Source organism: Cupriavidus sp. GW823-FHT07A04 (assembly GCF_058794615.1).
Window position 1 is genome coordinate 254,906 of sequence record NZ_JBXAHA010000010.1, and the last position, 21,412, is coordinate 276,317.

A 21,412-nucleotide genomic window follows, 5' to 3' on the forward strand; every position below is an offset into this window, starting at 1 on the left:
GCCCGGCACGTTGTTTGTCATCATGTCTAGCAAGCGCATCGAGCATATCGTCATTGTCGGTTTTGGCTGCATCGGCCAGGCCATCCTGCCCTTGCTGGCGCAGGCGCACCCGGAAGCGGCGGTTACGGTTGTCGACCGGGCCATGGACGCCCACCGCCTGGCGCTGGCCCGGCAATACCGGGCCACGCCGCTGCATGCCACGGTAGCGCCGGACAACTTTGCGCGGGTGCTGAGTCCGCTGCTGGGGGCGCAAACCTGCCTGCTTAACCTGGCGCCCGCCGTGTGCAGCCGCGACCTGATCGCGCTGGCGCAGGCACACCATGCGCTCTACCTGGATAGCGGCATCGAACCATGGGACTACGAAGACGGCGCTGCCTCATCCCATCTGAGCAACTACGCTCTGCGCAGCGAGATGCTGGCATTTGCCCGCGGCCGCGAGCGGATGTCCACCGCGCTGGTTGCTCATGGCGCCAATCCCGGGCTGGTCTCGCTACTGGTCAAGGCGGCCTTGCTGAAACTCGCGCGGCACGCCGGCGTGCCGGACACCCCACCGCAGGACCAGGCTGGCTGGGCCCGGCTCGCGCGCCGGCTCGACGTGCGCGTGATCCAGGTGGCGGAGCACGATAGCCAGTGCGCCCCGGGCTATCCGGCGCACGGCGAATTCGCCAATACCTGGTCGGCCGACGGCTTCATCACGGAATGCCTGCAGGACGCCGAACTGGGCTGGGGCAGCCACGAGCCCGCGCTGCCTGCCGGTGGCCGGCGCCATGGCTACGGCAGCGATGCGGCGATCGTGCTGGACCGGCCCGGGCACCGCACCCGTGTGCGCTCCTGGTCCGCGCTGCACGGTCCGTTCGATGCCTACCTGATCACGCACAACGAATCTATCTCGATTGCCGAGTATTTCAGCTGTGCCACGCCCGGCGAGCCGCATTACCGGCCCACGGCCTACTACGCCTACCGTCCCGCCCGCGCCACGATGGCATCCATGCAGTGGCTGGGCGAGCGCGACGCCAGCCGCATTGCCAGCCACCGCATCCTCAAGGACGAGATCGTCGATGGCGTGGATGAGCTTGGCGTGCTGCTGATGAGCGGGCGCCATGGTGCGGTGTGGCACGGCTCGCAGCTCGACATCCACCGGGCACGCGCGCTGGCGCCGCACAACTCCGCCACCAGCCTGCAGGTGGCCTCCAGCATCGTCGCCGGGATGCGCTGGGCGCAGGCCAATCCGGCGCGCGGTGTGACCGAGTCCGATGCCATGGATCACCACGCGGTGCTGGAGCACGCAGCCGCCTGGTGGGCGCCTCTCGTCACGCGCTTCACCGACTGGACGCCCAGGCCGGGCCGTCGCTCGCTGGCCTTCGACGAATTCCTCATTACCGCATCCGCGCCGGCGCCAACGCTGAGCGCCGCGGAGATCGCCCTGCCATGAAACGCATTGCCCAGACCCCGCGTGCCGACTGGCCGCAGCAGCTTGAGCGCATCGGTTTTCACTTCCACTCGCTCGACGAGCAAAACCTGCCGCGGCAGGTGGATCGCAACACGTTCTTCTACTGGCGCGAAGACGTCGCCTACGAGTTCGAGGCGCATGAGATCGAGGCGCTGTATGCCGCCGCGCTCGATCTGAACCAGCGCTGCCTGGAAGCCGTGCAGCACGTGATTGACCACAACCTGTTTGCGCGGCTCGCCATTGCCCCGGATTTTGCCGAGTTGATCCGCACCTCCTGGGACCGCGACGAGCCGACGCTGTTCGGCCGCTTCGACATGACCATGGATGCGCTTGGCGTACCCAAGATGTACGAGTTCAACGCCGATACGCCCACCTCGCTGATCGAATCGAGCCTGGCGCAATGGTTCTGGAAGGAGGCGGTGCGCCCGGATGCCGACCAGTTCAACAGCCTGCATGAAGCGCTGGTGTCGCGCTGGCAATGGCTGCGCCGCCACTATCGCGACGCCAAGGTCCTGCATTTTGCCTGCATGTTTGACAGCCAGGAGGATGTCTGCAATGTCGAGTACCTGATGGACACGGCGCTGCAGGCAGGGTGGTCGGTCAAGCTCACCGACCTGGAGCAGGTTGGCTCCGATGGGCGCGGCGGCTTCTACGACGGCGACGACCAGCCGATGGAGCTGGTCTTCAAGCTCTACCCGTGGGAATGGATGGCCACTTCCGACTATCGCACGGAGCTGGCGGGCAGTGCGGTGCGATGGGTGGAGCCACCCTGGAAGGCCGTGCTCTCCAACAAGGCCATCCTGCCGATCCTGTGGGACCTGTTCCCCGGCCATCCGAATCTGCTCGAGGCCTCGTTTCGCGAAGCCACCTTTGCCGGGCGCTCTTACGCCAGGAAGCCGTTCCTGTCGCGCGAGGGCGAGAGCGTGGCGCTGGTGACCCCGCAGGGGCGTTTCGAGAATCCCGGCGAGTACGGCGAGGAAGGCTTCATCTACCAGGCTTACGCGAGCGCGCAGCGCTTTGACGATCGCTACACCACGCTCGGCGTATGGCTGGTCGACGACGTGCCCAGCGGCCTGTGCGTGCGCGAGGAACTGGGACCGATCGCCAAGAACACCAGCTTCTTCGTCCCGCATTATTTTCAGCACGGCTAATCCGAAGAAAGGAGAAACGCAGCGCAATGGCCAAGAAGAAAGGCAAGAAGGGCGGCCAGCCGTCAAAGTACGGCAGCTCCTACCAGCCGCGGGCGAGCGGCTCCAGCCGGTCCGCATGGTCCGGCCAGCCCGCGCTCCGGCGCAAGTCCCGCTCGCCGGCGCTATGGCTGATCGGCGCTTGCGCGCTGGCGGCCGGCGTGGCGGTGATCGGTTCATGCCGCGATGATGGCGACGACGAAGCCGTCACCGTGCGGCGTGCCAGCTATGCCTCGCAAGCCGATTGCGTGGCTGACTGGAATGCGCCCGAGGATTGCGAGGGCGTGCCGCTCGACAACATCTACGCCTCCAGCCTGGCGGATACGGGTGGTAGCGACGGCAGCAGCGCCAGCACGAGCAGCGGTGGCCATGGCGGCGGCTACTACGGCGGATATCACGGCGGCATGGCCCGCTGGTACGGCCCGTACTACACCGAGTCCGGCACCGTCTACCACCCAGACGGCACGCAGACCCGGCGCGACATGTCGAGCGGCAATTCGCGGCCCATGGGTGTCTATGACAGCAACGGCAACCTGACCCGCGTGAGCCAGGCGCCGGGCACGCCGCATGCGACGATGGTCGAGGAGGCCACGCTGAGCCGCGGCAGTCTCGGGCGTGGCGCGAGCGGCGGCATGTCGATGCGCGCGGCCGCTGTCAGCCGGGCGCCTGCCGTGTCCTCGCGCGGCGGCTTTACCAGCCGCTTTGGCGGGTCTGGGCGCTCCGGCGGCGGCTAAGGCCGCATCGCACCCTTTCAGATTCGCTCCAAATCCGGTCCAACCCAACCAGGAATCCACATGACATTGCCCCTACAACCGGTCTACGCCTACCTGATCTATATTCTCTCGAGCTTCGCCATGCTGGGGCTGTTTCTGCTCGTATACACGCGGATCACGCCGCACCGTGAGTTCGAACTGATACGCCAGGGCAATGTGGCGGCGGCCTTGTCGCTGGGCGGCGCGGTGCTAGGGTTTTCGCTGACGCTCTCGGCCAGCATCCAGCACAATGCCGCCTTCTCGATGTTCGTGCTGTGGGGCTTTGGCGCCTTCGTGGTGCAGGTGCTGGCCTATGTGCTGGTGGCGCGGGCGCTGCGCGGCGTCAGCGAGGAAATCACCGCGGATAATCGCGGCATGGGTGCGCTGATGGGGGTGGTATCGCTGGCGGCCGGCATTGTCAATGCCGCCTGCCTGGCCTAGTGTCGCCGTTGCTTTGGCATGCGGGCGGGCGCCGAGAGACGGAGTGTGCACCTTGCGGTGCGTTGGCGGGATCGGAGGGAGTGCCAGGGGCCGCGCGGCAACTGGCATTAACGCTTAGGAAATGTCTGCGCCAGCAAAGACGCAAGACCCTGTAAAATCTTGCCTCACAGGCGGCTTGACCCGCTGGATTGCCCCCCCTTCCTCCGCTTTGCCGGCCATCTGTCCGGCGGCAAAGTCAATTACGAAAGTCATGTCAGAGTCTGATGAAGCCAAACTAGCCGCGGCGACGTGGGTCCGTGAGCAGATGGATCGCCACGGCCTCACGCTCGACGATTTACTCGAAGCGGGCTGTTTCGCTGTCCCCCCGGCTCCGCCGGCACCGGCTCAGGCAGTGCCAAGGGCCACGCTGGCCGTTGCGCCCCCGGCTGCTGCGCCGGCGGCAGCCCCCGACCCGGAAAAGCCAGCCCGGGCGCTTTACCGCAACGCCATGGGCCAGAGTTGGGACGGTACCGGCGAGCGTCCGGAGTGGCTACAGCGGGCAGTCAACGCGGGGCAGACGGTCGATTTCTTCCGGGTCGGATAAACGTCGGAAAAACATCCTCTTACTTCCCTGGCGGCTGCACCACCAGCGCGGTTACCGTCAGCGCGCCGTTGGCCCGGATCACGCTGAACCTCACCTGGTCGCCTTCCTTGACCTGACCCAGCAGGGCCGGGTCTTGCACGCGGAAGATCATCGTCATGGCGCCCATATCCAGGTTGGTGATGGGGCCATGCTTGATGGTCAGCTTGCCAGCCGCGGCATCTACCTTGCGGATTTCCCCATCGGTCATTGGCACAGCCTCGGCTTGCGCCGCGCTGGCCGGGGCGAGAGCATTGCCGGCATTGGTGGCGGCCTGGGCCGGCAAGGTGGCGAAGGCTGCCAGTAGCGGCAGCAGCGCGAGCAGGTTCTTGCTGGGGTTCATTTGCATTCCTTCCTGGTTGGCTGGTATTGCATACAGGGCGCGGTGTCGCCGCGCCGCGAAATCGCTTAGCGCACGCTGACCTTGCCGCGCATGCCGGCGTCATAGTGGCCGGGCTGCAGGCAGGCAAAGTCCACCCGGCCACTGCGCGTAAAGCGCCACACCATGTCGCCGCGCTGGCTGGCTTCGAGCGTGACGGCGTTCGGGTCGGCGTGTTCCATCTCGGGCATCTTCAGCATCTCGGCGTAGTGCGCCTTCAGGTCGGCTTCGGTGCCGAGCACCATCTCATGCCGTAGCTTGCCTTCGTTGCGCACCACGAAGCGGACGGTCTCGCCAGCTTTGACCTGGATATTGGCCGGGCTGAAGCGCATGTTGTCGGTCATGCTGACCTGGATAGTGCGGCTCACGCTGGCCGCGTCGCCAGGTTCGCCAATAGCGCTGGCGGCCTCGCCGGCATGATGGCCGCCGTGGTTGCCGGCGGCGAAGGCACCGGCGCACGGGACGGCGAGGGCAACGGCACTGGCCACCGCCATCCAGGCGGTAGCGGCACGGGATTTCCTGTTTCGCATGTTGTCTTTCCTTTTTCTGGCTGGCGTGGTCATTGGCTGGCGCCTGGCGTGCCGGCGTATTCGAAGGCAACCGTGCCTTTGGGATGGCGATACCAGCCGGGGTCGCGGTAGTCGTTGCGGCCAAGTCCGGCGCGCACCTTGAGCACCGTGAACATGCCGCCCATTTCGATCGGCCCGAATGGTCCCTGTCCTGTCATCATCGGCAAGGTGTTGTCCGGCAACGGCATCTCCATGCCGCCCATGTCCGCCATGCCTGCCTCGCCCATCGCCATGTACTCCGGTACCAGCGCGTTCATCCGCTTGGCCAGGTCCTTTTGCTTGACGCCGATCATGGTCGGCAGCTGATGGCCCATCGCGTTCATGGTGTGGTGGGACTTGTGGCAGTGGAAGGCCCAGTCGCCGGGGTTGTCGGCGATGAATTCGATGGCGCGCATCTGTCCCACCGCCACGTCGGTGGTCACCTCCGGCCAGCGCGCGGACGGGGGCACCCAGCCACCGTCCGTGCCGCTCACCTCGAAGCGGTGCCCGTGCAGGTGGATCGGGTGGTTGGTCATGGTCAGGTTGCCAAAGCGTATCCGCACGCGATCGCCCAGGCGTACCGGCAGGCTGTCGATGCCCGGGAACACGCGGCTGTTCCAAGTCCACATATTGAAATCCGTCATCTCGGCCACGCGCGGCGTGTAGGAGCCGGGGTCGATGTCGTAGGCCGAGATCAGGAACACAAAATCGCGATCGACCCGCATCTGCGCCGGGTCTTTCGGATGCACCACAAGGAAACCCATCATGCCCATTGCCATCTGCACCATCTCGTCGGAATGCGGGTGGTACATGAAGGTGCCGGCGTGCTTCATCTCGAACTCGTAGACAAAGGTCTTGCCGGGCGGGATATGCGGCTGTGAGAGGCCGCCGACACCGTCCATGCCCGCCGGCAGGATGATGCCGTGCCAGTGCACGGTGGTGTGTTCCGGCAGCTTGTTGGTGACGAAAATCCGCACCTTGTCGCCTTCCACGCACTCGATGGTGGGGCCGGGGCTCTGGCCGTTGTAGCCCCACAGGTGCGCCTTCATGCCGGGCGCGAACTCGCGCTCGACGGGCTCCGCCACCAGGTGGAACTCCTTCCAGCCTTGGCGCATGCGCCAGGGCAGGGTCCAGCCGTTGAGGGTCACTACCGGGTTGTACGGGCGGCCAGTGGCAGGCGCCAGCGGCGGCTGGGTGGCGGGGCTGGCTTGCAGCGCGGCCTCGGGCAGCACCGCGGCGCCGGCGCGCGTCACCAGCGCCGCGCCGAGCATGGTGGCGCCGGAGCCATGCAGGAATTGTCTTCGGGTAACCATGGTCATTGTCCTTTGGGCGTGGCGGGCGAGGCCGGGGTGGGGGATGCAGGCGCAGGCAATGCGCTGCCGTCCGGCAGCCGTCCGCCGAGCGCGCCTTGCAGCTCGGTTTCGGCCACCCAGTATTCGCGCAGCGCATCGAGATAGCCGTTGACGGCGCCGACCTGCTCGCGCGCGTCGGCCAGCAGCTCGAACACGCTGACCAGCATGCCGTTGTAGCGCAGCATGCCTTCGTCGGAGATGCGCTTGCGCAGCGGCACTACCTCGTCGCGGTAATGCCGGGCGATGTCGTAGCGCGCCTGATAGCTGGCGTAGGTCTCGCGCACTTCCGAGCGGGCATTGATGGCACGCTCGGCGAGCCGGCTGGCGGCCTGCATGTAGACCGCTTCGGCACGCGCCACGCGGGCGCCGCCCCAGTCAAACAGCGGGATCTCGATATCGATGCCGTAGCCGGTCTCGCGCGGCTTGCCGGTTTCCGAGTTGTGCAGGTAGCTCACGTCCAGCACGCTGATAAAGCGCGTAGCGCGGGTCAGTCCAAGCGAGCGCGCCAGGCTATCCAGTTGCAGCTTGCCGGCTTGCAGGTCGAGGCGGCTGGCAATGGCATAGCCCTCCAGGTCCGCCATGGCGGGACGCCCCTTCGGCAAGTCCGGCAGGCGTTCGGGGAGCCGGTATTGCGCGCCGGTGCCCCACAGGCCAAGCCGGCGCGTGAGCTGCTCGCGCGCGGCCAGTGCCTGCTGCCGGGTGCGGGCCAGCTGGGTCGCGGCCTCGGCGTAAAAGGCCTGCTCACGCGCGTGATCGAGCGCGCTGACGTTGCCTGCACGCGCCAGGTCGCGGGCGAACAGCGCGCCTGTTTCGGCGGCGTTCTTGACCTGCTCCGCATAGCGCGCCGATTGCTCCGCGGCCACCGCGTTGACGAAGGCCTTGCGCGTTTCCAGCGCCTGGCGCAGCAAAGTGTCGGCCACGGCGAGCCGGGTTTGGGTAAAGCGGTCCTGCTCGATGCGGGCCGCCAGCGGAAGCACCAGCAGGTTCATCAGGCCGACAGAGATGGCGCGGTCGATCTTGAGGTCGTCGCCCTGGCGCGTGCGGCTGAAGGAGAATCCCGGATTGGGCAGGCGCGTTGCCTGGACATACTCGGCCTCGGAAATGCCCAGGTCCGCAAAGGCCGCCTGCAGGCCGGCATTGTTGAGCAGCGCGATCTGCACGGCGCTGTCGGCGTCGAGCGGCTGCGCCAGCAAGGCCTGGGTGCGCTCGTAGACGGCGGCGCGGTCCTGGTCGGAGCGGACCCAGATGGCCTCCTTGCCGAGGCGCTCGCGCGCGGCGGTGGCCGCGGTGCCGAAGCCACCATCGGCGGAAAATCCGGCGCAGCCGGCCAGCAGCAGGGCGCAGGCCGCCGCGGCCAGTCCCGGCCGGATTGGCAATGGGAAAGACATGTGGCCTCCTTAGTGGTGGTGGCCGTGGCCGGCGGCAGCGGGCTTGGCCGCTGGTGTCGACGCGGGCATGGACATGGGCGCATTGGCGCCCGTTGCGTCCTTGCCCGCCATCGGCGTGACCTGCGCGTTGGACTCGCGCCATGGGGCGATGGCTTGCGCCTGGAATGGCACGTAGCCCGCCAGCACGTTCGGTGCCGGCAGCGGCGGCACGGATGCGCGCGGATCGAGTGGATCGGCGGCGGGTGCGCTGGACTGGGCCGACGACAAGGTCGGCCCGAGCACCAGGCAAGCCGCCGCAAGAATGCGGACGAAATGCATGACAACCTCAGTGTTCGTGGGATGCGCGAATGACGGCGCGGGGTAAGACGAACGGGGGGCGAGCGTGCGCTGGACGCACCTCGGGTGTCAGCAGCGTGCGGCGGGCGGGCGGTCGGAGGGGGCGGGGAGGAAGCCGGCGTAGGCGGCCAGGGCGGCTACCGGTGCGGCGTGGCCATGGCTGGCCAGGGCGAGCTCAGGCAGGATGGTGGGCATGATGGCCCCGAGCGCGCAGGCCGAGCAGGCGCTGCAGGCGCCACCGGCGCCATGGCTGGCGTGGTGATCCTGATGGTCTTGATGGGCTGGCTGGCCAGTCATGCCGGTCATGCCAGATTCACTGACCATCTCGTCCCGCTGCTGGGCCGGGTCCGCCGCGTCATGGCAATGCGCGCCGGCATGGCTGCCAAGGGCGGTTTCCGCCTGCGACTTCATGGCCGCATGGCGTAACATCATCGATTCCACGGCCGGCGAATCGGCCGGCAGTACGACGGATGGCACCTGCGCCGAAGGCCACGATTGCACAGATTGCGCCGCGCTGCAGACCATCATGACTGCCGCCGCGACACCCTGTGCGGGCAGCGCGATCATGGCAAGGCATAACAGGAAGTAGCTAAGGACGCGTTTCATCGGGGCAGGGGAATGAGCAGCCGATATTGTACCTGCATCGAAAGGTGCGGTAGCGTGACGCCAACATGACAATGCTGACATCTTCGGCTGCGGCGGTGCTTCCTCGTATAGCGTGTCGGTCTAGCGGGGCCGGCTGATGGCCCGGAGTGAATAACTATGCGCATATTGATTGTCGAAGACGAGCCCAAGGCAGGTGACTACCTGCGCAAGGGCCTGAGCGAATCCGGTTTCGTGGTGGACCTGGCGCGCGATGGCGTGGACGGCCTGGCCCACGCACGCGGGCAGGAGTACGACCTCATCGTGCTGGATGTGATGCTGCCGGGCATGGATGGCTGGCAGGTGCTCCAGGAACTGCGGCGCGAGCGCGATACGCCGGTCCTGTTCCTCACCGCGCGCGACGAGCTTTCCGACCGGCTCAAGGGCCTGGAGCTGGGCGCGGACGACTACATGGTCAAGCCCTTCGCCTTCGCCGAGCTGGTCATGCGCATCCGCACCATCCTGCGGCGCGGCCCGCTGCGTGAAAGCGAGCTGATCGAAGTAGCGGACCTGCAGATCGATACCGTCAAGCGCCGCGTCACGCGCGACGGCCAGAAGCTGGAACTGACCTCCAAGGAGTTCGCGCTGCTGCAACTGCTGGCGCGCCGCAGCGGCGAAGTGCTGTCGCGTTCGCTGATTGCCTCCCACGTCTGGGACATGAATTTCGACAGCAACACCAATGTGGTCGATGTCTCCATCCGCCGGCTGCGTGCCAAGGTCGATGACCCATTTCCCGCCAAGCTGATCCACACGCGCCGGGGCATGGGCTACGTGCTGGAAGAGGAAGCCCGGTGAGCCGGTCCATGTCAGGGGCCGCCGCTTGATCCGCGCCGTACTCCGCCTGCCGGCATCGCTCACGGCACGGCTGGCGCTGGCCTACGGCGCTGCCACTGTGGCCATCCTGGTGGCCGTTGGCACCTACCTGGCGAGCGCGCTTGCCGCCCAGTTGCAGGATCGCGACGAGAGCGAACTGGTCAGCGAAGTGCTGCTGGTGCGCCATCTGCTGCGCGAGGTGGGCTCGGAGGCGGAGATTCGCGCCGACACGCATCGCTTCGCCGATCTCGCGCTGGGCCATGAAGGATTGATCCTGCTGGTGCGCGGCAGCGGCGGCGAGCCGCTGGTCACCCTGAACCCACGCCATGAGCCGGTGCCGGCATTGCCGGTGCTGCCGGCGGCCACACCGCCCGACAAATCCCAGCTGCATACTTGGTATCCCCGCAATGGCGTCGCCTCGCGCGGCATCTCCGCGCTCGGGCAGTTGGGGGATTCCGAGCGCGCGGTCGAGATCGTGGTGCTGCGTGATGCCGGGTATCGCGTGGCGCTGATGAAGGCCTACCAGACGCAGATGCTGTGGGCAACGCTATGCGGCGCGGCGGTCGCGGCGGGGCTGGGATACCTGCTGGCCAGGCGCGGCCTGCGCCCGCTCAGGCGCATGGCGCAGGACGCTTCCGCCGTCACCATGAGCCGGCTCGCCACGCGGCTCGATGCCGGCCAGGCGCCCACCGAGGTGCGCGCGCTTGTCGCCGCGCTGAACGATATGCTGGCACGGCTGGAAGATGGCTTCCATCGGCTCTCCGAATTCTCTGCCGACCTGGCGCACGATTTTCGTACGCCCATCAGCAACCTGATCGGCCAGACCCAGGTCACGCTGGGCCATAGCCGCCCGGTGCAGGAGTACGAGAACCTGCTGGAATCCAACCTGGAAGAATACGAGCGGCTGGCCCGCATGATCGAGAACATGCTGTTCCTTGCGCGCGCGGATCATGCCCAGGTGGCCATGAAGGTGCGAGAGCTGGACGCGCGCGCGGAGCTGGACAAGGTTGCCGAGTACTACGAAGCCGTGGCGGCGGACCGCGACATCAAGGTGCAACTTGCAGGCCAGGGCGCCGTGCGCGCTGACCAGACGCTGCTGCGCCGCGCGGTGACCAACCTCGTCGACAACGCCTTGCGGCACGCGCCCGCGGGCAGCGCCGTGGACATCCGGGTCGTGGCGGACACCGCCGCTACCCGGATCCAGGTGAGCAACGGGGGCACCGGCATTGCCGCCGAGGCGCTGCCGCATGTGTTCGGGCGTTTTTACCGAGGCGATCCCGCGCGCAGCAATTCGGCGGGTTCGACCGGGCTTGGGCTGGCCATCGTGGATACGATCATGCGGCTGCATGGGGGCAGCGTGAGCATGCGCAGCCGGCCCGGCGAGACGGTGGCGGAGCTGAAGTTTCCGATGCAACATGCCCGGTCCGCGGCAGACCCGGCGGGTAGAGGTTAAGAGCCCGCTTGCTGCCACGCATTGCCACACATGTGAACGCGTCACCATGCCATGGCGCAGCGGTGCTTGATGGCAGGAGCGGCGTGCCACTCCTGCTGCCGCCAGGATTAGCCGTTGGGCAATGCCGGTGGCACCGGCAAGCTGCCAGCCAGGCGTTCGCTGCCTGCGTCATCTTCCACGCCAGCCTCATCCTTGTCGCGCCGATGCGCCAGCCGGTACAGCACCGGCAGCACCAGCAGGGTCAGCGCGGTGGAAGACAGGATGCCACCTATCACCACCGTGGCGAGCGGACGCTGTACCTCGGCCCCGGTCCCGGTGGCAATCGCCATCGGGATAAAGCCCAGCGATGCCACCAGCGCGGTCATCAGCACGGGACGCAGCCGGGTCAGCGCGCCGGTATGGATGGCATCATCGAGCGGCTTGCCTTCTTCGCGCAGGCTGCGGATGAAGGACAGCATCACCAGTCCGTTGAGCACCGCCACGCCGGACAATGCGATAAAGCCCACCGCCGCCGAGATCGACAGCGGAATGCCCCGCAGCCACAGCGCCAGGATGCCGCCAGTGAGCGCAAAGGGGATGCCGGTGAAGACCAGCAGGCCATCGCGCACATTGCCGAACATGGCAAACAGCAGCACGAACACCATCAGCAGCGCCACGGGCACCACGATCTGCAGCCGCGTGGCGGCCGATTGCAACTGCTCGAAGGTGCCACCCCAGGTGACCCAATAGCCCGCCGGGACCTTGACCTGACGATCCAGCGACGCCATCGCCTCGGGCACGAAGGTACCCACGTCGCGCCCGCGCACGTTGGCGCTGGCCACGATGCGGCGCTTGCCGTTCTCGCGCGAGACCTGGTTGGGGCCCGGGGCCAGCGTTAGCGTGGCCACTTCGCCCAGCGGGATATAGCTGGCGGCTGCCGTATTTCCCTTCGGCAAGGGAATCGGCAGCCGGCGCAGCGCCTCCACATCGCCACGGATGCCTTCCGGCAGGCGTACGCCGATATTGAAGCGGCGGTCGCCCTGGAAGAAGATGCCGGCGTCCTTGCCGCCCACGGCAATGGCCACGGTGTCCTGCACGTCGATCATGTTGAGGCCGTAGCGGGCCGCGCGGGCGCGGTCCACGTCCACCGTCAGCATTGGCAGGCCGCTGGTCTGCTCGACCTTGACCTCGGTTGCGCCGGGCACGGCCCGCAGCACGGTGGCGACCTTTTGCGCGGTGTCCTCCAGCACGGCGTTGTCGTCACCGAAGATCTTCACGGCCACGTCGCTGCGCACCCCGGAGATCAGCTCGTTGAAGCGCAGCTGGATCGGCTGCGAGAACTCGTACTTGTTGCCGGGGATGGTTGCCAGTTCGGCCTCCATTTCCGCCAGCAGCTGCTCGCGCGTCTTGGACGGATCGGGCCACTTCGCCCGAGGCCTGAGCATGATGTAGCCATCCGAGGCGTTGGGCGGCATCGGGTCCGAGGCGATCTCGGCAGTGCCGGTGCGAGCGAAGACGCGCTCGATTTCGGGGAATTTTTCCTTGAGGCGCGTCTCGATCTGCTGCTGCATGGCGAGCGACTGGGTGAGGCTGGTGCCGGGAATGCGCAGCGCCTGCACGGCGAAATCCCCTTCGTTCAGATTGGGGATGAACTCGCTGCCCAGCCGCGTCGCCACCAGGCCGCTCAACAGCACCGCCACCGCGGCAAGGGTCAGCACCACCGGTGTGTTGGCGATGGTCTTGCCGAGCATGGGCGCGTAGGCGCGCTTGGCCCACAGCATCAGGCGGTTTTCCTTCTCGGCCACCTTGTCGCCGATAAACAGCGCCACGGCCGCCGGCACGAAGGTGACCGACAGGATCATCGCGCCGATCAGCGCCAGCACCACGGTCATCGCCATGGGGTGGAACATCTTGCCCTCCACGCCGGTCAGCGCAAAGATCGGGATGTACACGATCATGATGATGAGCTGGCCGAAGATCAGCGGGCGGCGTGCCTCGCGGGAGGCCGCAAAGACTTCGTGGAAGCGTTCGCTGCGGGTGAGCGGGCGGCCGTGCTGTTGCTGGGCATGGGCGAGGCGCCGCACGCAGTTCTCCACGATCACCACGGCGCCGTCGATGATGATGCCGAAGTCCAGTGCGCCCAGGCTCATCAGGTTGGCGCTGATCTTGTAGGTCACCATGCCGGTGAAGGTAAACAGCATGGACAGCGGGATGACCAGCGCGGTGATGATGGCGGCGCGCAGGTTGCCGAGGAACAGGAAGAGAATCACGATCACCAGGATCGCGCCCTCGACCAGGTTCTTCTTGACGGTGGCGATGGCGCGGTCCACCAGCACGGTGCGGTCGTACACGGTGACGGCCTTGACGCCGGCGGGCAGCGAGCGGTTGATGGCGGCCATGCGCTGGTCCACCGCTTGCGACACGGCACGGCTGTTCTCGCCGATCAGCATGAAGACGGTGCCCAGCACCACTTCGCGCCCGTTGTCGGTGGCCGCGCCGGTGCGCAGTTCGCGGCCGATGCCCACGTCCGCCAGGTCGCGGATGCGGATGGGCTGGCCCTGCGCGCTGCCCACGATGATCTCGCGGATATCGTCGACGGACCTGACCTGCCCCGGCGCGCGCACCAGGTATTGCTCGCCGCGCCGCTCGATATAGCCGGCGCCCACGTTGGCGTTGTTCTTCTCCAGCGCCACCACCACGTCCTGCAGGCTCAGGCCGTAGGAGGCCATCCGTTCCGGGCTGGGCGCCACCAGGTACTCCTTGGCGAAGCCGCCGATGGAGTTGATCTCGGTGACGCCGGGCACCGTGCGCAGCTGCGGCTTGATGACCCAGTCCTGGATCTCGCGCAGGTCGGTAGGCGTGTAGGGCGTGCCATCGGCCTTCCTGGCGCCGTCCTCGGCTTCCACCGTCCACAGGTAGATCTCGCCGAGCCCGGTGGAGATCGGGCCCATCTGTGGCGCAACGCCTGTGGGCAGGTTCTGCGCGGCTTCCTGGATACGCTGGTTGACCAGCTGGCGCGCGAAGTAGATATCGGTGCCGTCCTTGAAGATCACTGTCACCTGCGACAAGCCATAGCGCGACAGCGAGCGGGTTTGCTCCAGGCCCGGCAGGCCGGACATCGCGGTCTCGATCGGGTAGGTAACGCGCTGCTCGGTTTCCAGCGGCGAATAGCCTGGCGCGGAGGTGTTGACCTGTACCTGCACGTTGGTGATGTCGGGCACGGCGTCGATGGGCAGCCGGCTGTAGTTGTAGATGCCGAGCGCCGCCATGGCGACCACCGCCAGCAGCACCAGCCACCGCTGCTCGATGGCAAAGCGGATCAGTCTTTCAAACATGAGGGATTCTCCGCTTAGTGGCTATGTTCGGCGCCGGCCTTGCCAAGCTCGGCCTTGATCACGAAGCTGTTGCCTGCCACGTATTGCGTGCCGGCTTTCAGGCCTTCGGTGATCTCCACCAGCTTGCCGTCGCTGCGGCCGGTCTTGACCGGCTGCGCCTGGAAGCCGCCTGGAACGACAGCGAATACCACCTGCTGATCGCCGTTGCTTTGCAGGGCTTCGGCCTCGATCGCCACCGGCACCTCGGCGCTGGAGTCGGTCACGCCCACGGTGACGAACAGGCCGGGACGCCAGGCCGTCTTGGGGTTGGGCAGCGTGACGCGGGCGGTGGCGGTGCGCGTTTGCTGGCCCAGCAGCGAGCCGACATACGAGACCGTGCCTTCTGCCTTGCCGTCGAAGGCGGTGGAGGCGATCTTCACCTTCTCGCCAACCCGCACGCGATCCAGGTCTTTGGGCGCGATCACGAACTCGGCCCATACCGTGCTGAGGTCGGAGATGACGAACACGTTGGCGTCGGCCGCCACAGCTTCGCCCAGCGCCAGGTGCTTTTCGACCACGGTGCCGTCGAAGGGCGCGCGCAGCTCGAAACGGTTGAGCGACCTGGCGCTGCCTGCGTTGCCGCTGGCACCGATGGCGGTTAGCTTTTGCATGGCGTTTTGCGTGGCGATGCGGGCTTCCTGCAGCGCGGTGCGCGCGGCCAGGTAGTCCTGCTCGGCGGAGATCTTGTCCTCCCACAGCTTCTTCTCGCGCTGGAAGGTGGATTCGGCCAGCTCCAGGCGTTTTTGCGCGGCCAGCAGTTCGCTGCGCTGGTCGGACAGCGCGGTGCTAGCCAGCACCGCCAGCAAATCGCCTTTCTTCACCTGTTGCCCCAGGTTGGCGGACACGCCTTCCACCACGCCGGCTACGCGCGGCACCACGTGGGCCGTGCGGTCCTCGTTGAAGCGGATCTCGCCGGGGAAGGATGCCGTGCCCTCGATGTGCGCTGGTCCTGCCGTGCGCAGCGTGAGCCCGGCCGCCTGGACCTGCGCCGGGGTCATCTCGATGTGGCCTTCTTTTTCTTGCGTGTCGTGGTGCTCCCCGTCGGTGTGCCGGGCGGCGTCGCCGTGCGCCGCGCTGGCCGGCCCGCCGTGATGCTCGCCGTCGCCGTGGGCCGCGTCTTCGCTATGCGCGCCTGCTGCGTGGGCAGCTTCGGTCGTGGCGTCGGCGCTGCCGCGCCCAGTGAAGATCAATCCCGCGGCTGCGATGGCGCCGCCCGCCAGGATGATGGCGATGCTCGTTTTTTGCTTGTTGCTGATTGCCATGATGGAATTCCTTTGGTGCTAGCGGCCAAGAATGCGGTCGATGGTGGTGGCTGCCTGATAGGCATTGGCGACCACGCCGAGATAGCGGATGCGCGCCTGGAACCAGGTGCGCTGCGCATCGAGCACGTCGAGGAAGTTGAATTTGCCGGCTTCGAAGCCGCGCGTGGCAGCCTCATAGGCCTGCTGGGCGGCCGGTAGCACGGTGCCCTTTAGCGAGTCGGCCGAGCTCCGCGATACGCTCAGTTGGCGCGTGGCCTGCTGCAGCGCATTGGCGAGCCGCACCTGCGTGGCGCGGTACTCGTCGGCCGCTTTGTCGGCCTGGCGCAGCGCGGCGTAGAGATTGCCCTGGTTGCGGTCGAACAGCGGCAGCGGCAGCGACACGCCCAGCACGGGCATGGTGCCGCGGTCCGAGCCGTTGTCGCGCTTGCTGCCCAGGCTGACGGTCAGGTCGGGGTACTGGCGGCTGCGCTCCACGCCGATGATGGCCTGCCTGCGTTCCAGTTCCAGCCGCTGGCTTGCCAGTTCCGGCGCGCTGTCCAGCGCTTGGGCGAGGCTGGCGCCGTCGGGCCGCGCGGGCAGGGTGTCCAGGTTGCCGGCGGCTTCCTGGAAGCGGGCTTCGCTGCTGCCCCAAAGGCCGGCCAGGGACTGGCGTGCCATCGCGAGTGCCGCCTCGGCGTCGGCGACCTCGAGTTCCGCATTGGCCTGCTCCACGCGCGCCTTGCTCTCTTCTAGTGGCGCGATCTTGCCGGCGGCTACGCGGCGGATTGCCGCCTGTGCGCCCTTGGCGGCGATCTCGGCCGAGCCACGCGCCAGCTTGACGCGCTCCTGCGCGATGACCACCGCGAAGAAGCCGCCAACCACGGCCGCGCGCAGGTCGGTGCGCGTTGCGCCCAGTTGCGATTGGGCCAGCTCGCGCGCCTTCTGCGCGGCGCCGATGCGCGCGGCGCGCTTGCCGCCGAGCTCGATCGGCAGGTTGACTTGGGCCGTGGTGGTGCGGGTGTCGCGGCGGTTGTCCTCGAGGAGCACCGCGACTTCCGGGTTGGGGATGGTGCGGGCCTGCATGATGCCGCCGTCGGCGGCATCGAGCTCATGGCTGGCGGCCGAGAGCGTGAAGTTGCGCCCGGCCGCGAGGGCGAGCGCATCGTCCAGCGTGAGCGTGCCGGCGGGCTCGGGGATCTGTTGCGCCGCTTGCGCGGCGGGCAATGGGGTCGTCGCCGCGTTCTGGGCGAACGCGGCAGGGCTGAGCAAAGCTGCCGCCAGCCCGAGCGGCATCACAAGTGTTCTCATCGAATTTCACCGGGAAGAAGCCAGGGAAGTTCGGCGAGACGAGAGTCTGGAGGTAAAGGGAGTCGTCTCGCCGTTTAGGCGGCGAGCGGCCACTGCGGGCGGTCGGGGGGGGCGCCGGGCGCAGACAGGTAGGATGCGGCTAGCGCCCGGTAGCTGATGGCTACGCCGTGGTGCGAGGCGCTCGTGGCCATGTCCGGCAAGACCAGTTGGGCGCTGGCAAAGTGGCACACGGCGCAGTCCAGGTCGGGCAGCTTGATGTTGTCCTTGCCGCTCTTGCTGTCGCTGCTGTCGTTGCTGCCGTGCTGGCTGAGCTTGCCCTGATGGGCGTGGCTATGGTGGCCAAAATGCCAGTTGGCGATGGCCGTGGCGGTGTCGTTGCCCTGTTGCGTGCTTTCGTGATTGCAATACGCCGCAGCCCCGGCCCAGGCGAACTGGAGGGGCAGCATGATGGCGAAAAGCAGGATCAGGAAACGGCGCATGCGGCGGATTATATAGGCAGCAAGCATGACCCTTGCGCGACTATGGCTTAAACCGTGGCGCAAAGGTGACCTCAGGTGCCCGCACCGGCCGATGTGCAGACAGCACTTGACCCTGTAGTCGCTTCAGGGTCTTAAATGGGCGGTAAGCAAAAACAAGCAGGGAAAACCGCCATGCCTAGCGCAATGCCAGACCAAGCTTCGCTCCGTGACCCATCTTGCTGCGGTCATGGGCATTCTGATGCACACGAACACGCGCATAAGCACGATCAAGCACACCAGCACAACCATGGCCACGATCACGATCGCGGCCACCAGCGCGACCACGATCACGGCCACCAGCACGCTCAGGCGGGCGGCGCCGCTTGCTGTGGCAGCGCCAGCGTGGCGCCGCCGATTGCCGTAGCCGTTCCTGTCGGCGCCGCCGCGGCCAGCTATCGCATCGACGCGATGGATTGCCCCACGGAAGAGACCCTGATCCGCAACAAGCTGGGCAGCATGGCGGGCGTGGCCGCGCTGCAGTTCAACCTGATGCAGCGCGTGCTGACGGTGCACCATACGCTGGACTCCCTGGAGCCGGTGGTGCGGGCCATCGAGAGCCTCGGCATGAAGGCCGAGCCGCTGTCGGAGCAGGCCGCGGCGCTGCCGCCGCAAGCCGCCAGGCCGTGGTGGCCGCTGGCGTTCGCCGGCGTGGCCGCGCTCGGCGCGGAGGCTGTGCAGTGGCTGCAAGTGCCCGGCCAGGAATGGCTGGCGCCCCTGCTGGCGTTGGTGGCTGTGGCAATAGCCGGGCTGGGCGTCTACAAGAAGGGCTGGATTGCGCTGTCCAATGGCAACCTGAACATCAACGCATTGATGAGCATCGCTGTCACTGGCGCCATGCTGATCCGGCAGTGGCCGGAAGCGGCCATGGTGATGGTGCTGTTCGCGCTGGCCGAGCGCATCGAGGCGGCGTCGCTGGACCGTGCCCGCAATGCCGTGCGCGGCCTGATGGCAATGGCGCCGGAGCAGGCCACGGTGCAGCAGCCCGACGGCAGCTGGCTGCCCGTGGAGGCTAGCGCGGTGGCCATCGGCGCCTTGGTGCGCCTGCGCCCTGGCGAACGTGTAGCGCTCGACGGGCGGGTGCTGCGTGGCCAGTCCACGCTGGACCAGGCACCGATCACCGGCGAGAGCGTGCCGGTCGACAGGACCGTCGGCGATGCACTTTTCGCCGGCACCATCAACCAAGCTGGCGAACTGGAGTACGAAGTCACCGCGCCGGCCAGCGGCTCCACGCTGGCGCGCATCATCCACGCGGTGGAGGCGGCGCAGGGCAGCCGCGCGCCCACGCAGCGCTTTGTCGACCGCTTTGCCCGCATCTACACGCCGCTGGTGTTCCTTGGCGCGGTGCTGGTGGCCGTGGTGCCGCCGCTGGTGATGGACGGCGACTGGAGCGCATGGATCTACAAGGCGCTGGTGCTGCTGGTGATTGCCTGCCCGTGCGCGCTGGTGATCTCCACGCCGGTAACGATCGTGAGCGGCCTTGCGGCCGCGGCGCGGCGCGGCATCCTGATCAAGGGGGGCGTCTACCTGGAGCAGGGCAAGGATCTGAAATGGCTGGCGCTGGACAAGACCGGCACCATCACCCACGGCAAGCCGGCCCAGACCGATTTCCAGCCCCTGGGCGCAACCGCCGCGGCAGGTGCGGCGGCGAGCGATGCGGCGCGCCTGATGGCGGCTAGCCTGGCTGCCCGGTCCGACCATCCGGTGTCGATGGCCGTGGCCAATGCCGCGCGTGCGCATGGCATCGTGCCGCTGGAAGTGCAGGACTTTGCGGCGCTGCCCGGGTACGGGGTCAGCGGCAGCGTGAACGGGCGCAGCTACTATCTGGGGAACCATCGCCTGATCCACGACCGCGGGCTGTGCTCGCCGGAGCTGGAGGCTACGCTGGAAGCGCTGGAGCGGCAGGGAAAGACGGTTGTGCTGCTGGGCGCGGATCACGGCGTCGAGGCGCTGTTCGGCGTGGCGGATACGGTCAAGGACAGCAGCCGCGAGGCGGTGGCTGAGCTGCACGCGCTGGGCGTCAGGACGCTGATGCTGTCGGGCGACAACCCGCATACCGCGCAAGCGATCGCAGCGCAGGTGCAGATCGACGAGGCACGCGGCAATCAGCTGCCGCAGGACAAGGCGGACGCCATCGCTGCGCTGAGCGTGAAGGGGGCAGAAGGGGCGCCGGGTAATGGTAGCAATGGTAGCAAGCGCGTCGTGGTGGGCATGGTGGGTGACGGCGTCAATGATGCGCCCGCGCTGGCCCGTGCCGATATCGGCTTCGCCATGGGCGCGGCCGGGACCGATACGGCGATCGAGACCGCCGACGTGGCGCTGATGGATGACGACCTGCGCAAGATCCCCGCCTTTATCCGGCTGTCGCGGCAGACTTCGACGATCCTGAAGCAGAACATTGCCCTGGCGCTTGGCATCAAGGCGATTTTCCTGGCCCTCACGGTCATGGGCCTGGGCACCATGTGGATGGCGGTGTTCGCCGATATGGGGGCGAGCTTGCTGGTGGTCTTCAACGGCCTGAGGCTGGCGGGGAGGGACCGTAGCTGAACGTTGTCGAGGGTCCGCCGGGGCCTTCGCCAACGGGCCGAAGCGAGGCTGAGGCACACGCGCACGCAAGCGGTGCACGCATGAACGCATCGTCAATGGCCGGTTGCCGGCCGTTGACGATCGTTGATGGTACTGACTGTGTTTTGATGCGGGCGGGCGCGGGCAACATGCCGTCCCGGCCAGATGCCTACGGCTGCAGGATCAGCTCGCCGCTTCTTCCCTCGATCGCGCCCCACGTCACCGGCAGTTGCGGCAGGGCGCTGCGATCGATATGCCGGTAGAGCGTGGCCATCGACACCAGTTCATGCCCCTGCGCGCGCCAGCCATCCAGCAGGCGGTTGAACACCGGCGCAAGCTTGCCGCCCTCGAGTTCGGTGTGCAGGGTGAACACGTGGTCGCGCCCGTCTTCGCTCAGACGCAGCACGGCGTGGTGGACGTTGTCTTCCGTCATGTCGCCCACGCCGATCAGTTCGTCCAGCGTCGGCAGCGTGGTCGGCATCTGCACGTGGCGGCATGCCACACCATCGACCGTGGGGATATACGGACCGGTGCCGCGGCCATCGGACGCGTACACCATGCCCCAGTCGTCGATCTGGCGGAAGGCCTCATCGTTCATTTGCCAACCGGCCGCGCCATGGGTGGGCGGTGCTTCGCCGAATATCTCGACGAAGCGGTCGAATGCACTTTGCATCTGGCGCCGGGTCCAGGCCGCATCGCGCTCGCGCACGTTGTCCTGCCAGTAGACGTGGTCCCAGGTGTGGATGCCGCACTCGTGCCCCGCCGCACGCGCCGCGCGCATCTCGGCCGCGCCCTTGCGGCCGATATCGGGACCGGGCAGCAGCACGCCGTACATCAGCGTGCGCAAGCCATAGTTCGACACCACCGAGGTACGCGACACCTTCTTCAGGAAGCCGGGACGGAACACGCGCCGCAGCGCCCAGCCGGTATGGTCGGGGCCAAGGCTGAACAGAAAGGTGGCCTCGGCCCGCACGCGGGCCAGCATGGCGAGCAGCGCCGGCACGCCTTCGCGGGTGCCGCGCAGCGTGTCGACGTCGACCTTCAGGGCGATACGGGCCATCGGGTGCGTG

The 21,412-nt window shown here is 67.3% G+C and carries 19 protein-coding genes; 8 read left to right on the top strand and 11 right to left on the bottom strand.

What is annotated here, in order from left to right; all coding sequences use genetic code 11:
* Positions 1-22 precede the first annotated feature (22 nt).
* The 5 genes from AC1Q7Q_RS19345 (at position 23) to AC1Q7Q_RS19365 (ending at position 4,413) form a co-directional block, all read left to right on the top strand.
* Positions 23-1,432, top strand: a complete 1,410-nt coding sequence (locus AC1Q7Q_RS19345; RefSeq protein WP_492373640.1) for a saccharopine dehydrogenase NADP-binding domain-containing protein — start codon at positions 23-25, stop codon at positions 1,430-1,432.
* Positions 1,429-2,601, top strand: coding sequence for a glutathionylspermidine synthase family protein (locus AC1Q7Q_RS19350; protein WP_492373639.1), 1,173 nt, complete (start codon positions 1,429-1,431; stop codon positions 2,599-2,601). The genes AC1Q7Q_RS19345 and AC1Q7Q_RS19350 overlap by 4 nt, the downstream gene beginning before the upstream one ends.
* Positions 2,602-2,627: 26 nt before the next feature.
* Positions 2,628-3,371 carry a hypothetical protein gene (locus AC1Q7Q_RS19355; RefSeq protein WP_492373638.1) on the top strand — a complete coding sequence of 248 codons (744 nt, stop codon included), beginning with the start codon at positions 2,628-2,630 and terminating at the stop codon, positions 3,369-3,371.
* Between the two features lie 60 nt (positions 3,372-3,431).
* Positions 3,432-3,830 (top strand): DUF350 domain-containing protein, encoded by a 399-nt coding sequence (locus AC1Q7Q_RS19360; RefSeq protein ID WP_441637696.1) that lies wholly within the window; start codon positions 3,432-3,434, stop codon positions 3,828-3,830.
* A gap of 250 nt (positions 3,831-4,080) precedes the next feature.
* A complete protein-coding gene (locus AC1Q7Q_RS19365; RefSeq protein ID WP_492373637.1) occupies positions 4,081-4,413 on the top strand; it encodes an H-NS family nucleoid-associated regulatory protein in 333 nt (110 codons plus the stop codon).
* Between the two features lie 19 nt (positions 4,414-4,432).
* On the opposite strand, the gene AC1Q7Q_RS19370 is transcribed toward AC1Q7Q_RS19365, so the two are convergent.
* From AC1Q7Q_RS19370 to AC1Q7Q_RS19395, 6 genes are all read right to left on the bottom strand, one after another.
* On the bottom strand, positions 4,433-4,792 hold the full coding sequence (locus AC1Q7Q_RS19370; RefSeq protein ID WP_492373636.1) for a copper-binding protein: 360 nt from the start codon (positions 4,790-4,792) through the stop codon (positions 4,433-4,435).
* Positions 4,793-4,857: 65 nt separating this feature from the next.
* Complete coding sequence (locus AC1Q7Q_RS19375; protein ID WP_492373635.1) at positions 4,858-5,358, bottom strand: cupredoxin domain-containing protein; 501 nt, start codon at positions 5,356-5,358, stop codon at positions 4,858-4,860.
* A gap of 29 nt (positions 5,359-5,387) precedes the next feature.
* Entirely contained in the window at positions 5,388-6,689 is a 1,302-nt protein-coding gene (locus tag AC1Q7Q_RS19380) for a multicopper oxidase family protein (protein WP_183034553.1), read from the bottom strand.
* Positions 6,690-6,691: 2 nt separating this feature from the next.
* Positions 6,692-8,116, bottom strand: coding sequence for a TolC family protein (locus tag AC1Q7Q_RS19385; protein WP_492373634.1), 1,425 nt, complete (start codon positions 8,114-8,116; stop codon positions 6,692-6,694).
* 9 nt (positions 8,117-8,125) lie between these two features.
* A complete protein-coding gene (locus tag AC1Q7Q_RS19390; RefSeq protein ID WP_150986579.1) occupies positions 8,126-8,434 on the bottom strand; it encodes a hypothetical protein in 309 nt (102 codons plus the stop codon).
* A gap of 87 nt (positions 8,435-8,521) precedes the next feature.
* Positions 8,522-9,058, bottom strand: coding sequence for a hypothetical protein (locus tag AC1Q7Q_RS19395; protein WP_492387198.1), 537 nt, complete (start codon positions 9,056-9,058; stop codon positions 8,522-8,524).
* Between the two features lie 156 nt (positions 9,059-9,214).
* On the opposite strand from AC1Q7Q_RS19395, the gene AC1Q7Q_RS19400 reads away from it, so the two are divergent.
* Both AC1Q7Q_RS19400 and AC1Q7Q_RS19405 read left to right on the top strand, forming a co-directional pair.
* The gene (locus AC1Q7Q_RS19400; protein ID WP_492374689.1) at positions 9,215-9,889 is read left to right on the top strand and encodes a heavy metal response regulator transcription factor; all 675 of its coding nucleotides are present in this window, start codon (positions 9,215-9,217) and stop codon (positions 9,887-9,889) included.
* 25 nt (positions 9,890-9,914) lie between these two features.
* Positions 9,915-11,360, top strand: a complete 1,446-nt coding sequence (locus AC1Q7Q_RS19405) for a heavy metal sensor histidine kinase (protein ID WP_492374690.1) — start codon at positions 9,915-9,917, stop codon at positions 11,358-11,360.
* A 107-nt stretch (positions 11,361-11,467) separates the two neighbouring features.
* Here AC1Q7Q_RS19405 and AC1Q7Q_RS19410 read toward each other — a convergent pair whose 3' ends face one another.
* From AC1Q7Q_RS19410 to czcI, 4 genes are all read right to left on the bottom strand, one after another.
* Positions 11,468-14,674: a CusA/CzcA family heavy metal efflux RND transporter gene (locus AC1Q7Q_RS19410; RefSeq protein WP_492374691.1), complete on the bottom strand. Its 3,207-nt coding sequence runs from the start codon at positions 14,672-14,674 to the stop codon at positions 11,468-11,470.
* A gap of 14 nt (positions 14,675-14,688) precedes the next feature.
* Positions 14,689-15,975 carry an efflux RND transporter periplasmic adaptor subunit gene (locus tag AC1Q7Q_RS19415; RefSeq protein WP_492374692.1) on the bottom strand — a complete coding sequence of 429 codons (1,287 nt, stop codon included), beginning with the start codon at positions 15,973-15,975 and terminating at the stop codon, positions 14,689-14,691.
* Between the two features lie 18 nt (positions 15,976-15,993).
* A complete protein-coding gene (locus tag AC1Q7Q_RS19420) occupies positions 15,994-17,262 on the bottom strand; it encodes a TolC family protein (protein WP_492374693.1) in 1,269 nt (422 codons plus the stop codon).
* Positions 17,263-17,336: 74 nt separating this feature from the next.
* Positions 17,337-17,741 carry a cation efflux protein, CzcI family gene (gene czcI / locus AC1Q7Q_RS19425; RefSeq protein WP_492387199.1) on the bottom strand — a complete coding sequence of 135 codons (405 nt, stop codon included), beginning with the start codon at positions 17,739-17,741 and terminating at the stop codon, positions 17,337-17,339.
* 183 nt (positions 17,742-17,924) lie between these two features.
* Here czcI and AC1Q7Q_RS19430 point away from each other — a divergent pair, with 183 nt between their 5' ends.
* A complete protein-coding gene (locus AC1Q7Q_RS19430) occupies positions 17,925-20,324 on the top strand; it encodes a heavy metal translocating P-type ATPase (protein ID WP_492374695.1) in 2,400 nt (799 codons plus the stop codon).
* Between the two features lie 187 nt (positions 20,325-20,511).
* Here the strand turns inward: AC1Q7Q_RS19430 and AC1Q7Q_RS19435 are convergent, their stop codons facing one another.
* Entirely contained in the window at positions 20,512-21,402 is an 891-nt protein-coding gene (locus AC1Q7Q_RS19435; protein WP_492374696.1) for a polysaccharide deacetylase family protein, read from the bottom strand.
* Between the last annotated feature and the right edge of the window lie 10 nt (positions 21,403-21,412).